This window comes from Indolivaga macrotermitis (assembly GCF_900128985.1).
GTDB lineage: Bacteria > Bacteroidota > Bacteroidia > Bacteroidales > Dysgonomonadaceae > Dysgonomonas_A > Dysgonomonas_A macrotermitis.
The window spans coordinates 684,965-698,544 of record NZ_FQUC01000001.1; the positions used below are offsets into that span (position 1 = coordinate 684,965).

The 13,580-nt window shown below is 39.3% G+C and carries 13 protein-coding genes; 8 read left to right on the forward strand and 5 right to left on the reverse strand.

Annotated elements, in window-relative coordinates:
* Nucleotides 1–29 precede the first annotated feature (29 nt).
* The 5 genes from BUC12_RS02775 to BUC12_RS02795 all read right to left on the reverse strand — a co-directional run bounded on the left by BUC12_RS02775 (nucleotide 30) and on the right by BUC12_RS02795 (nucleotide 4,065).
* Nucleotides 30–488: a DUF4293 domain-containing protein gene (locus BUC12_RS02775; protein ID WP_062175637.1), complete on the reverse strand. Its 459-nt coding sequence runs from the start codon at nucleotides 486–488 to the stop codon at nucleotides 30–32.
* Nucleotides 488–820, reverse strand: coding sequence for a DNA-directed RNA polymerase subunit omega (locus tag BUC12_RS02780; RefSeq protein ID WP_062175638.1), 333 nt, complete (start codon nucleotides 818–820; stop codon nucleotides 488–490). Before BUC12_RS02780 ends, BUC12_RS02775 begins: the two co-directional genes overlap by 1 nt.
* An 81-nt stretch (nucleotides 821–901) precedes the next feature.
* Nucleotides 902–1,741, reverse strand: coding sequence for an outer membrane protein assembly factor BamD (locus BUC12_RS02785; protein ID WP_062175639.1), 840 nt, complete (start codon nucleotides 1,739–1,741; stop codon nucleotides 902–904).
* A gap of 114 nt (nucleotides 1,742–1,855) precedes the next feature.
* The gene (locus BUC12_RS02790) at nucleotides 1,856–3,367 is read right to left on the reverse strand and encodes a GH3 auxin-responsive promoter family protein (protein ID WP_062175640.1); all 1,512 of its coding nucleotides are present in this window, start codon (nucleotides 3,365–3,367) and stop codon (nucleotides 1,856–1,858) included.
* Entirely contained in the window at nucleotides 3,364–4,065 is a 702-nt protein-coding gene (locus tag BUC12_RS02795; RefSeq protein ID WP_062175641.1) for a Crp/Fnr family transcriptional regulator, read from the reverse strand. The genes BUC12_RS02790 and BUC12_RS02795 overlap by 4 nt, the downstream gene beginning before the upstream one ends.
* Nucleotides 4,066–4,438: 373 nt before the next feature.
* Between BUC12_RS02795 and tig the strand changes: the two genes are divergently transcribed.
* The 8 genes from tig (at nucleotide 4,439) to smpB (ending at nucleotide 13,575) form a co-directional block, all read left to right on the forward strand.
* Nucleotides 4,439–5,818: a trigger factor gene (gene tig, locus BUC12_RS02805; RefSeq protein ID WP_062175643.1), complete on the forward strand. Its 1,380-nt coding sequence runs from the start codon at nucleotides 4,439–4,441 to the stop codon at nucleotides 5,816–5,818.
* Nucleotides 5,819–6,042: 224 nt separating this feature from the next.
* Entirely contained in the window at nucleotides 6,043–6,726 is a 684-nt protein-coding gene (clpP, locus tag BUC12_RS02810; protein WP_062175644.1) for an ATP-dependent Clp endopeptidase proteolytic subunit ClpP, read from the forward strand.
* 89 nt (nucleotides 6,727–6,815) lie between these two features.
* The gene (gene clpX / locus BUC12_RS02815) at nucleotides 6,816–8,060 is read left to right on the forward strand and encodes an ATP-dependent Clp protease ATP-binding subunit ClpX (protein ID WP_062175645.1); all 1,245 of its coding nucleotides are present in this window, start codon (nucleotides 6,816–6,818) and stop codon (nucleotides 8,058–8,060) included.
* A 137-nt stretch (nucleotides 8,061–8,197) separates the two neighbouring features.
* Nucleotides 8,198–10,384: a DNA helicase RecQ gene (gene recQ, locus BUC12_RS02820; protein WP_062175646.1), complete on the forward strand. Its 2,187-nt coding sequence runs from the start codon at nucleotides 8,198–8,200 to the stop codon at nucleotides 10,382–10,384.
* Nucleotides 10,385–10,440: 56 nt separating this feature from the next.
* Nucleotides 10,441–10,893, forward strand: a complete 453-nt coding sequence (coaD, locus tag BUC12_RS02825; RefSeq protein WP_062175871.1) for a pantetheine-phosphate adenylyltransferase — start codon at nucleotides 10,441–10,443, stop codon at nucleotides 10,891–10,893.
* Between the two features lie 116 nt (nucleotides 10,894–11,009).
* Entirely contained in the window at nucleotides 11,010–12,608 is a 1,599-nt protein-coding gene (locus BUC12_RS02830) for a S41 family peptidase (protein ID WP_062175647.1), read from the forward strand.
* 39 nt (nucleotides 12,609–12,647) lie between these two features.
* Nucleotides 12,648–13,082 (forward strand): hypothetical protein, encoded by a 435-nt coding sequence (locus BUC12_RS02835; protein ID WP_062175648.1) that lies wholly within the window; start codon nucleotides 12,648–12,650, stop codon nucleotides 13,080–13,082.
* A gap of 37 nt (nucleotides 13,083–13,119) precedes the next feature.
* On the forward strand, nucleotides 13,120–13,575 hold the full coding sequence (gene smpB / locus BUC12_RS02840) for an SsrA-binding protein (RefSeq protein ID WP_062175649.1): 456 nt from the start codon (nucleotides 13,120–13,122) through the stop codon (nucleotides 13,573–13,575).
* Nucleotides 13,576–13,580: the final 5 nt, after the last annotated feature.

The window sequence follows — 13,580 nt, forward strand, 5'->3', positions numbered from 1 at the left end:
AGCCCCGTTTTTTATGTTGTAATGAAATCTTACCTTATTCTGTTGAGAGACTGGATAAGTTTTTCGTCCGCTTTTATCTTGGTGATTGCCAAAATGATGAATATTAAAGCAATAACCGGTAATAGCAAGCCATACTTCACATTTACAAATGTAGTAGCAGTTGCAGTAAGCCCTGCTTGTAGATAAGCATAGAATGTACCGTAAAAAGCAAGGATAATAACTATCGAGGTATAACATAACTTCAACTGTAACTTCCTCTTCTTATATAAGAAAATGGTAATAAACAAGAGCACAGTTACAAGCGCAGCAATAACTATTACACCACAAGTCGGATACTCGAGGCCTACTCCATTTTTGTAAAAGCCTAAACATCTGGCGATAAAATATCCATCAGCATTGTCTGCCAGAAAAGCCAGAGGGCTAAAAACGGTTACAGCCATCAAAATGGCTGCAACTAACAAAAATATAGATTGTATTCTCTGTATCATTAGAAGTTATCTTTATCCTTATTTGGATTTCTGTAATAGATTTTTCCCTCTGTATATTCCTGAGCTGCAATAAGTGAAGCCTTAGGCAGTTTTTCATAATAGCGAGAGATCTCGATCTGCTCACGGTTTTCGAAAACTTCTTCCAGATTATCATTGTATGAAGCAAACTCCTGTAGCTTACGATCCAAGTCTTGTTTCATTTCTACAGCTATCTGATTAGCTCTTTTTCCGATGATTCTGACAGTTTCATAAATATTTTCAGTGTCAGCCGAAAGGCTCATCATATCTCTGGTTACCGTGTTGCTGGGTGCATTCGTCTTTTTGTAGTCCATAATTGTTTAAATCGCTATATAATGTATTTGTTATTTCTATTATTTATCCTGTTTATTAAACAGGCATCAGATGTTTTTAGTTTAAAGAGCAGGAGCTGCTTCCGTAGCATCCGGATCTTGTCCGATTTCTTTCATTGCTTGTCTGCGGTATCTGTCAGCTTCTTTTTTATATTTTCCTTCAGGGAACATATTCAGATAGTTATACTGCTCGTCGATAACATCTCTAAAACGTTCGGGCTTGCGCTCATCAATACTCTGAGTTGCCAATTCATAACGCGATCTGAGTATTAGTATCTGGTATTCTTCGAGATACTGAGAGTAAGGATATGATTTTATCGCTTCGCGGGCAGTTATTACACACGATTCGTAATTGTTACCCATATAATTACCTAAGTTGAAGTAGAGCCTGCATGCCATCAATTCTTTAAGAGCCAGTTTCTCCTGCATTTCGAACAGATACTCTTGGGCAAGTTGTACCTTGTCACTTTGAGGATATAGTTCGAGAAATGTCTGGAACTCCTGCATCGATTTATATGTATTGGTTTGGTCTAATCTCACATCTGGCGAATCCAGATATAAGCCATACGCAGCATTGTACCTCGATAATTCGGTATATTCACCTTTGGGGTAAGTTGAGCAATAGGCTTTATAATACTGGGTTGCAGTTGTATAATCTTTGTTGTAAAAATAACTCTGGGCTAATAAGAATAATGACTCTTCGGCATGTGCAGTACCTTTAAATATCGGAACTAACTCTTCGAGTAAAGTAACTGCCCTGCCATACTTTTTCTCATCAAAATACTTTTTTGCGTAAGTGTATTTCAACTCATAGTCGGTACTCTTTAGTATTTTATTATACTCGCCACACGATGTAGTGATAAGTAAAGTGAGAAAAAAAGCTAAAAGGATTTTTATTTTCATTATTCTAAAATGAGGTTTAGGGCACAAATTTAAGTAAAGCTTTTATATTTTGAAAAAAAAGTCTTTTTTTTAAGTTATTTTGCATATATAGGTCTGTTTCTGAACGAAAGTTTACTACTTATTGTCTTTTAAGAAGGTAATAAGCCTTTCTACATAGTCCCGGTTATTAGACAGACGGGGTATTTTGTTTTGCCCTCCGGCTTTGTTTATTGACTTTAACCATTCGTAAAAACTACCCTTTGGAAGCGAATACACCTGAGGAGCCATTAACGACAGATTATAAGACCGTTTTGCCTCGTAGTCGGAATTTACTTTTTTCAAACCATCATCCAGAGCCCGGGCGAAACTATCCATGCTATCGGGTTCAACCTCAAATTCGATCAACCATTCGTGTGCCCCTGCAGAATTGTCACCGAAATATACTGGGGCTGCCGTGTATTCCGAAATAACAGCACCTGTTAGGGCACAAGCTTCGGCTAAGGCTCTTTCTGCATTGTCGATAATAATTTCTTCGCCGAAAGCATTTATAAAGTTTTTAGTACGCCCTGTTATTTTAAAAAGGAATGGGTAAGTGGATGTAAATTCAATAGTGTCGCCGATCATATATCTCCACAAACCTCCGTTTGTAGAAATAACAATGGCATAATTTTCACCTGTTTCCACTTCTTCCAGTGTCAGTGTCTGGGGATTGGCAGAATCCACTTCTGTAATAGGTATAAACTCATAATATATATTACTGTCGAGCATCAGCAGCATATCTTTCGATTCTTTGGACAACTGCACCCCGAAGAAGCCTTCGGAAGCATTGTATGTTTCCCAATAATTCATCGATTGTTTAGCAATAATCTTCCTATATTGTTCTTCGAAAGGAGTAAAACTTACACCTCCGTGAAAAAAGACTTCGAGATTGGGCCATAAGTCTGTAAGTTCTTTTCCTGTCTCGGCTTTGATTTTTTTAAGAAGAACCAGCAGCCACGAAGGTACTCCCATAAAAGCCCGCACATCTTTCTTTACAGCATAATCGGTAAGAGCCTGCAGTTTAGTCTCCCAATCGGGCATAAGTGAAATGCTCTCGGGTGTGCGGCTTAGTTTTGCCCAGAAATAAAGGTTTTTGATCAGAATCGCCGATATATCGCCAGTGAAAATACCATCGCCAATATTATTGATCTGTTTGCTACCCCCTAAAACTAAAGTTTTACCTAAAAAGAACTTGGTATCGGGGTTGCTGCGGGCGTAAATCGAAAGCATTTGTTCTCCGCAACGGTAGTGACCTTGCGTGAGCGATTCTTTTGTAACAGGTATATATTTACTCTTATCTTCGGTAGTACCCGATGACATGGCAAACCATTGAACAGGTTTGTTCCAAAGTATATTTTGTTGCTTGTCGACAATTATTTTGTCGAGGTAAGGCCTGAGGTCTTCGTAATGAAATATCGGAACGTTTTTCCTGAAATCATCTTTACTTTTGATAGAAGAAAAATCGAATTGTTGTCCGATCAGAGTATTTCTTCCCGATTCCAGTAAATAACGGAGTATTTTTTCTTGAGTGAGATACGGCTTCTGTATGAAAAGATCTATTTCCTTGAATTTATAGTCAAGAAATTTACGAAATATAGATGCAATCATCCTATTTTACTGATTTTTCGAAGTCTTTCTTCGTCAATGACTTTTATTTTGCGTCCATCCAGAGAGATGATACGCTCGTCAACGAAAGTAGATAATGTACGGATGGCATTAGAAGTAGTCATGTTCGACAGGTTTGCCAAGTCTTCGCGTGACAGGTATATGCTTATGGTGGCGCCATCTTCTTCCAGTCCATAATTTTCGAGTAAAAATACAAGTGATTCGGCCAACCTGCCCCTGATGTGCTTTTGGGTAAGGCTAACCACCCGCTCGTCGGCAATACCAAGGTCTGTAGACAACTCTATAATAAAGAACATGGCTAATTTTGAGTTCTGAAGTACCAATTTCTCGATGATATCCATCGGGATTAGGCAAATGGTAGAAGCCTCGAAAGCAGATGCATTCGTAACATAAGGTTCGTTTGCAAAGTATGCTCTGTATCCGAAGTTCTGTACAGGCCTTACCATCCTGATAATCTGGCTACGTCCACCCACACCATTCTTGAATATCTTCACTTTGCCTTTGAGCAGGCACATTAAGTCTTTAGGAATTTCTTCCTCGCAATAGATGATTTCGTTTTTTTTGAAATTAACAATTTTTGCGGTCTCCTTAACTATTTCCTTCTCTTTTTCGTTCAGAAGTGTCCATATTCCGGGGATACTGGTTTCTAAGCCAATTTCCTCTCCCTTATCTTTTACCATATAAGTGCAGAATTTAACTATGACCTAAGTGCATAATGATAATGCTGCAACAAATATAGGTATTTTTTGAGTATTTTTATGTTTTTTAGCAAAAAACGCATGTTTTACGTCCCAATACCGGTATGTTATCTCCTCTTAATAATAGGTTATGCATGATGAAGGCTCTGGCTTATTCCCTGATTAATGTATTATTTAGTATGTATATAAGGAGGTTATTCTTTATGGTGAAAAAGGGAAATAAATTTGAATATTGGAATAATATAAACTATTTTTGCACCACTGAAAAATCAGATTTTATGGTAAGTAGCTATAAACCTTGGTTTTTCTGCCTTAGAATAAACAAGATAGAAGTTATATAAATAAAAGACCAAAGATGGATACATCTCTTATAAATGTTGATAGTGTAAACGCTATCCTGAAAGTTGAAGTAAAGAAAGCGGATTACCAGGGAAAAGTGGATGAGGCAATCAAATCTTTCCGTAAAAAAGCAAATGTACCGGGATTTCGTCCGGGAACAGTACCTGCAGGAATGGTAAAGAAAATGTATGGTAAATCTATTTTAGCCGAGGAAGTAAACAAATTGGTTGGAGAAGGTATTTACAATTATATACAAGAAAACAAACTGAATATATTAGGTGAGCCGCTACCAAATCAGGAAAAACAGCAGCCTATTGATTTTGCGAAAGAAGAAGATTTTGAATTCTTTTTTGACATAGCTCTTGCCCCGGAGATCAAACTTGACCTGAGCAAAAAAGACAAGATGGATTATTTCAAAATTGCTATAGATGAAGAATTAGTCGAAAAACAAATTTCTTCATACAAAGCTAACTATGGCAAATATGAGTCTATCGAAGAGGATGTTAAAGAAACAGACTTGCTGAAAGGCGAAGTCGTGGAATTAGAGAACGGAGCGCCTAAAGCAGATGGTATTGCAGTAGAAAACGCAGTACTTATGCCATCTTATATGAAAGATGAAGAAGAGAAAGCGAAATTTACAAATATCAAGAAAGAAGCTCAGATAGTATTCAATCCGGGTAAAGCTTATGATGGAAACGAAACTGAAATAGCATCGTTCCTTCATATCGATAAAGATAAAGTAGAAGCTATTGCTCCCGAATTTATGTTTACAGTAAAAGATATAACCCGCTACAAAGAAGCAGACCTCGATCAGGCATTGTTCGACAAAGTATTCGGTGAGGGGACAGTAAAAACAGAAGCAGAATTCAGAGAAAAAATCAAAGAATCTTTAGCTTCTCAATTGGCTCCCGACAGCGATTACAAATTTTTGTTAGATGCCCGTACTTTATTGGAAAGCAAAGTTGGTGAATTGACATTCCCGGATGCATTCCTGAAAAGATGGTTGCTGACAACAGGTAAAGATAAAACAGCGGAAACGTTAGAGGCCGAATATCCAAGAATTATCGAAGACCTTAAATTCCACTTGATAAAGGAACAACTGGCAAAAGATAATGACATAAAGATCGAAGAAGCAGATGTACGCGCTGTGGCACTTCAGGCAGCACGTGTTCAGTTTGCTCAATACGGAATGGTAGGTATGCCTGATGATGTATTGATGAATTACGCTAACGAAATGCTGAAAAATCAGGAGACTTCACGCAGCCTGGTAGACAAGGCGATGGAAGAGAAAATTGCTGCATGCCTGAAATCTGCAATCACTCTGAATGAGAAAGAATTAAGCTTGGATGAATTCAAGAAATTCTTCGAAACTGAAGAAACAGAACAAGAAGCTTAATCTTCTTTTGTAGAGAAGGTTTTAAATAAGGGAAACCTTTGCCTGATTTTTGTCTGAAGTTTAAAGTTGTATTTGTTTTAATTGAACTAAATATTTATAACTTTGTTCGGGCTCGAATGAGGGGCAAAGGTTTCCTTATTTCATGTTTTAGTGTTACGGATAAATTTTAGGCACAAAATTTGTAGAACCTTCTTCCGAAAACCAATAAAAGTAATATTACGATTATGAAAGATTTTAGAAAATATGCAACCCAGCATATAGGAATGAACGGGTTGGCTCTAGACCAATATATGAACAGCGTGAATAACATGAATATCACAAGCAGTTATATCTCGCCTACTATTATTGAAGAGCGTCAGCTGAATGTTGCCCAGATGGACGTATTCTCACGATTGATGATGGACCGTATTATTTTCCTCGGTACACAAATCGACGATTATACCGCAAACGTAATTCAGGCTCAGTTACTGTATCTCGATTCTGCCGATTCGGGTAAGGATATTTCAATCTATATCAATTCTCCCGGAGGTTCGGTTTATGCCGGCTATGGTATCTACGATACTATGCAATTTATAGCAAGTGATGTATCTACTATCTGTACAGGGATGGCAGCATCTATGGCAGCAGTACTGTTAGTGGCCGGACAAAAAGGCAAACGTTTCGGTTTGAAGCACTCAAGGGTGATGATTCACCAGCCACTGGGAGGTGCACAGGGGCAGGCTTCGGATATCGAAATCACAGCACGTGAGATAGGAAAGGTAAAACAAGAATTGTATAAAATTATCTCGGATCACTCGGGCCAACCTGTCGAAAGAATTGAAAAAGATTCGGATCGTGACTATTGGATGAGCTCAGGCGAAGCCAAAGAATATGGTATGATAGACGAAGTTTTGCTTAGAAATAAATAATGAAGAAATATCGCCTATTTGATAAAAAGACTACCTGTGTTTTCATGGGTAGTCTTTTATTGAATGCAGGCAATGAAGAAATATAATATATGGCAAAAAAAGGAGCGAACGATTTTTGCAGTTTTTGTGGAAGATCCGGTAGCGAAGTAAACTTGTTAATATCGGGGATCTCGGCTCATATCTGCGATAGATGTGTTGAGCAGGCTTACCAGATAGTAAAAGATTCGGTAAACACAGGAAAGGATGCTGCGGATGTATTGGATCGTAAGAATCTCCCCAATCCCCAGCAGATCAAGACCTTTTTGGATCAGTACATAATCGGTCAGGACGATGCAAAACGTTACCTGTCCGTATCCGTATACAATCACTATAAACGGTTACTGCAAGATACAGGGAAAGATGAAATAGAAATAGAAAAGTCCAATATAATTATGGTTGGGCCTACCGGCACCGGTAAGACGCTTTTGGCTAGAACGATAGCTAAGTTGTTGCATGTGCCTTTTGCTATAGTAGATGCTACGGTATTGACCGAAGCCGGATATGTAGGCGAAGACATTGAAAGTATTCTTACCCGGCTATTGCAGGCTGCCGATTATGACGTGGCTGCTGCCGAACGCGGAATTGTTTTTATTGACGAAATAGATAAGATTGCCCGTAAAGGGGATAATCCGTCTATAACCCGTGACGTAAGCGGCGAAGGTGTTCAGCAAGGATTGTTGAAACTACTGGAGGGATCTGTTGTAAATGTTCCGCCTCAGGGAGGACGTAAACATCCCGACCAGAAAATGATAGCTGTTAATACCAAGAATATCTTGTTTGTATGCGGCGGAGCCTTTGACGGCATCGAGCGTAAAATTGCACAGCGCCTTAATACACGTGTAGTTGGATACGCTGCTGCGCAGAAAAATGCTGATGTAGACAGGAATGAAATGTTGAAATACATTATTCCGCAAGACTTGAAATCGTTCGGGTTGATTCCTGAGATAATCGGACGTCTGCCTATCCTTACATATCTGAACTCTCTTGACAGGGATGCGCTGAGAAGAATCCTTACCGAACCGAAGAACTCGATTATAAAGCAATATGTCAAGTTATTCGAGATGGATGATGTAACGCTGACCTTCGACGAAGATGTATACGATTATATTGTTGATAAGGCAGTCGAATATAAATTAGGAGCGAGAGGATTACGGTCGATAGTAGAGACAATTATGATAGACGCTATGTTTGAGATACCTTCGACAGGCGAAAAAAACTTGCATGTAACAAAAGCATATGCAGTAGAGCGACTTGAAAGTTCGCATCTCGACCGCCTCAAAAATTCTCACGAATAAATCAATTTTTCTATGAAAATAAACCTTTTTTTTATTGGATTTTTCAGTTAAGACGCTATCTTCGTACCTAGTAAAGGTTATCCGATGTATATTTTGAACTTTTACTTTGACGTTATTTCAGCTCGACTTAATTAACTATGCCAAAAAAAGAAGATTTATTGATAGAGAATCTGAAAAAGCATTTTGGATTTGATAAGTTCAAGGGTACCCAGGAGGCTATCATTCAGAATATTTTGGCGGAAAATGACACTTTTGTCCTTATGCCGACAGGCGGAGGGAAATCGCTCTGTTACCAGTTGCCCGCTATATTGATGGAAGGTACTGCTATTGTAATATCCCCGTTGATAGCCCTGATGAAAAATCAGGTAGATGCAATGCGGAATTTTAGCGAAGAAGACGGTGTAGCCCATTTTCTGAATTCCTCGTTAAATAAGGCAGCCATAGAGCAGGTGAAGGCTGATGTTGTAAGCGGAAAGACGAAACTGTTGTATGTTGCACCCGAGTCATTGACGAAAGATGATAATATAGACTTCCTTCATCATATCAAAGTGTCATTCTATGCAATAGATGAAGCACACTGTATTTCGGAATGGGGGCACGATTTCAGACCCGAGTACCGGCGTATCAGACCTATTATAAACGAAATAGGGCAGAGGCCGATCATCGCGTTAACTGCTACAGCAACACCTAAAGTACAACACGATATCCAGAAGAGTCTGGGAATGTTGGGTGCCATGGTATTCAAGTCGTCATTCAACCGAGAGAACCTGTATTACGAAGTAAGATCAAAGACTGATAATGTAGATAAAGACATTATCAAATATATAAAATCGCAACAAGGAAAATCGGGTATTGTATACTGTCTTAGTAGAAAGAAAGTAGAGGAATTCGCTGAAATATTACGGGCTAACAATATCAATGCGTTAGCATACCATGCCGGGCTGGATGCCAGCACACGCGCTGAAAATCAGGACTCGTTCCTGATGGAGAAAGTAGATGTCATAGTGGCTACTATAGCTTTTGGTATGGGTATAGATAAACCGGATGTCAGATATGTGATACATTATGATATGCCTAAGAGCCTGGAAGGTTATTATCAGGAAACCGGACGTGCCGGACGTGATGGTGGCGAAGGCAAATGTGTTGCATTCTATTCATACAAAGACCTGCAGAAGTTGGAAAAATTCATGCAGGGTAAGCCTGTCGCCGAACAGGAAATAGGAAAACAGCTTTTACTCGAAACAGCAGCTTATGCCGAAACGGCATTGTGCCGGAGGGTAGTGCTTTTACATTATTTCGGCGAAAAGTATAACCAACAGAACTGTGGAAATTGTGACAATTGTATAAATCCAAAAAAACTAGTGGAAGCTCAAGATTTATTATTAACGGCCATAGAGGCTGTAATGGCATTAAAGGAAAAATTCAAAACAGAGTATGTTATCAATATACTGAGAGGAAAAGAAACCTCCGAGATAGAAACATACGGGCATCAGGAACTGGATGCATTCGGATCGGGTGAAGGAACAGATGAAGATACATGGAATGCTGTTATCAAACAAGCCCTGATCGCAGGTTATCTGGATAAAGACATTGAGAATTACGGACTTCTGAAAGTCACGAAAAAAGGAAAGGATTTTCTGAAAAAACCTGTATCATTCAAGATCGCACAAGATGCCGATGAAGAAGATGAGGAAGACGATGATGTAATTATTAAAGGAGGAGGCGGTAGCTCGGCGGTAGACCCGGTGCTGTTTTCGATCATGAAAGACCTTCGAAAGAAGATGTCTAAAAAACTAAATGTCCCTCCTTACGTTATATTTCAAGACCCATCATTGGAGGCGATGGCAACAATCTACCCGACAAGTATCGACGAATTGCAAAATATTCCCGGTGTCGGAGCTGGTAAAGCCAAAAGGTATGGGGCTGAATTTGTGGAGATTATAAAGAGGCACGTTGAAGAAAACGAGATCGAGCGTCCCGAGGACTTGCGTGTCAGAACAGTCGCTAATAAATCGAAACTAAAAGTAGCTATCGTTCAAAGTATCGACCGGAAGGTTGCATTAGACGACCTGGCTGAATCGAAGGGTATCGAATTTTCGGAACTGTTGAGCGAATTGGAAGCCATCGTTTACTCAGGAACAAAAATCAATGTAGATTATTTCCTTGAAGAAGTAATAGACGAAGATCACATGGCCGATATATTCGACTATTTTCAGGAAGCAGAGTCCGATGATCTCGAAGCAGCTATTAATGAACTGGGAATGTATACTGAAGAAGAAATACGTCTGGTAAGAATTAAGTTTATATCGGATATGGCTAATTAATTTTAGTCCGATCAGATAATAAAGATTGGTAATAATATAGAGAGGTCTTATTTATGATGAAGAAAGCCATTTTCCCCGGAACATTCGATCCGTTTACGATCGGGCATGCGTCATTAGTGCGCCGTGGGTTGGCTATTGTCGACGAAATAGTTATTTCTATCGGAGTGAACGATACGAAAAAGAATTATTTTACCCTCGAAAAGCGTATTGATATGGTGCGCGAGCTTTACGCCGGAGAATCCCGGGTCTCGGTACAGTCTTATGACTGCCTGACTGTCGATTTTGCTAAAGAAGTCGGAGCCGATTTTATAATAAGGGGCATACGTTCGGTAAACGATTTCGAATACGAGAAAACTATTGCCGATATGAACCGGAAGATTTCAGGGATTGAGACTTTCGTATTATTTACCGAACCTGAATATACTCATATAAGTTCGACGATTGTACGTGAATTAATGCGCTATAACCATGATATATCGGATTTTGTGCCCGAAGGACTTAAGATTTGACTATTATCGTAAATGCAGTTCCAATTGGATAGGGTCTATATAAAACAATATATCACGGAGTCAAGTAAGAAAAGCCTTCTACTTGGCTTCTTTGCATAAAAATATTAGAAGATCACATGAAAAAGACATTGTTTATCGTTATAGGATGTATGTCGCTTGTTGTCAGTGGAGTATCTGCTCAGTTCAGCATGAGTGAAGGTACCCGTAAGTTGGCTACTACAATGACATTGATAGAGCGGATGTATGTAGATAAGGTCGATGACGAAAAACTGGCAGACGATGCTATTGTATCTATACTGAAGGAACTCGATCCGCACTCTTCTTATCTGAGTGCCGATGCTGTTGCGGAAATGAATGAGCCTCTGGAAGGTAATTTTGACGGAATAGGTATCTCCTTTAACATGATGAATGATACTTTATATGTGATAGAGACAATTGCTGACGGACCATCGGAACGGGTGGGAGTATTGCCCGGAGACAGGATTATAGCTGTAAATGACACAGCGATTGCCGGAGTCAATATGAGCACTAAAGATATAATGAAGCGTCTGAGAGGGCCGAAAGGAACTACGGTACATGTAAAAATACTGAGACGGAGTGTCAACGATGTTATTGATTTCAGAATCGTGAGAGATAAAATTCCGATCTATAGCCTCGACGCCTCGTATATGATAGATAAGACTACGGGATATATCCGTTTAAGCCGTTTCGGTGCTACTACAGTAGACGAATTCAGAGAAGCTTTGATCAAGCTGAAAGAGAATGGTTTACAGAACCTGATTTTGGATTTGGAGAGCAACGGAGGTGGCTATCTTACGGCAGCAACCGAGTTAGCCGACGAGTTTTTAGGAAAAGACAAGCTGGTGGTTTATATGGAAGGTGCGCATCAAAAGAGATCGAGTGACGTTGCTACCGAGAAAGGCATGTTCGAGTCTGGTAAACTTGTCATCCTTGTGGATGAAGGTTCGGCTTCGGCAAGTGAAATCGTGTCGGGAGCAGTTCAGGACTGGGACAGGGGAGTAATCATCGGGCGTAGGACTTTCGGGAAAGGACTTGTACAAAGGCAGTTCCCTTTGTCAGACGGGTCTATGATCAGGCTTACAGTAGCCCGTTATTATACCCCGACAGGACGTTGTATTCAGAAACCATATGTAAACGGAGATCAGGATTCTTACAATAAGGATTTGATTGATCGTTATAACAGAGGTGAAATGATGAATGCCGATAGTATCCATTTTCCTGATTCGTTGAAATACAAAACGTTGGTAAATGATCGTATTGTTTATGGAGGTGGAGGTATTATGCCCGATTATTTTGTACCATTGGATACTGCCGAATATACAGATTACAGCGGACGGGTTAATGCTATGGGCATTATTTACCGTTTTGCCTTGAATGAGGTTGACACACATCGGAAAGTGCTATTGAAGAAATATCCGACCGTGGAAAAATATAAAAAAGAATATCAGGTATCTGAAGAACAATTGGAAGAATTGATCAAACAGGCAACAGAAGCCAAGATCGAGTTTAAAGAAGATCAATATGAGCGATCTAAAGAGCTCTTGCGCCGGCGGATAAAGATGTCAATGGCTCGTGACCTGTATAGCATATCCGATTATTTTCAGTTGGCTAATGACGAAAGTGAGATATTCCGTAAAGGTTTGGAAATAATCCGTGACGACAAGCAATATTTCCGGTTGTTAAAACAGGAATAATAAGTAGAATAAAATAATCGAAAAATAAAACCGACAAAAATGGCAACTAGAGTGTACAATGAAATCGCAAGTGCTCTGACAGAAGCAATCAATAGTTTAAAAGAAGACTATGCCGGAAGTTCGTTGACTGACATATATATGGTTGTCGATAAAGACAGCGGTGAGTTATCGGTTTATGACGACGAACAGAATCTGTTGTCACAGATAATAATTGAGTCATGGATAGAACAGGAAGACGATAGCCGTATTGTAAAAGCGTTGGGTGAGGTTGTCCGGCAGTTTAATGAGGATGGACGTTTCGACTCACTCGATACATACAAACCATTTTCGGTAAGTTTTACTGATGAGAACTTTATCGTTCAAGAGGAGCTTTTGGTTATAGAAGACGATTCAATAATAAGAATCGAGAATGATTTTATGGAACGTATCGATAAAGAATTCGATGACTTTCTGAATAAGTTATTGAACGAATAAAGAAGATACGGGATCTTTTTTGTGAATTGGAAGTGAAATGAAACAATTATCAAATATAAATATTAAGAATAAACGGGCGACTTTTGACTACGAGTTGCTTGATACATATACAGCCGGGCTTGTTTTGACCGGAACCGAAATTAAATCTATAAGATTAGGGAAAGCGAGCCTTGTAGATACTTTCTGTATTTTCGAAAAAAGTGGGTTATGGGTACGGAATATGAATATATCGGAGTACTTCTATGGCTCATACAACAACCATGTTGCCCGGCGCGACCGGAAGTTGCTGCTGAACAGTAAGGAGCTGAAAAAAATAGAGCGCATGGTAAAAGAGACAGGTTATACTATTGTACCTACCCGTTTGTTTATAAATGACAAAGGACTGGCTAAGTTGAATATTGCAGTTGCCAGGGGTAAAAAGCAGTATGACAAACGGCAATCGTTGAAGGAGAAGGATGATAAACGTATGTTAGACAGAGTGATGAAAAGATAATTAAG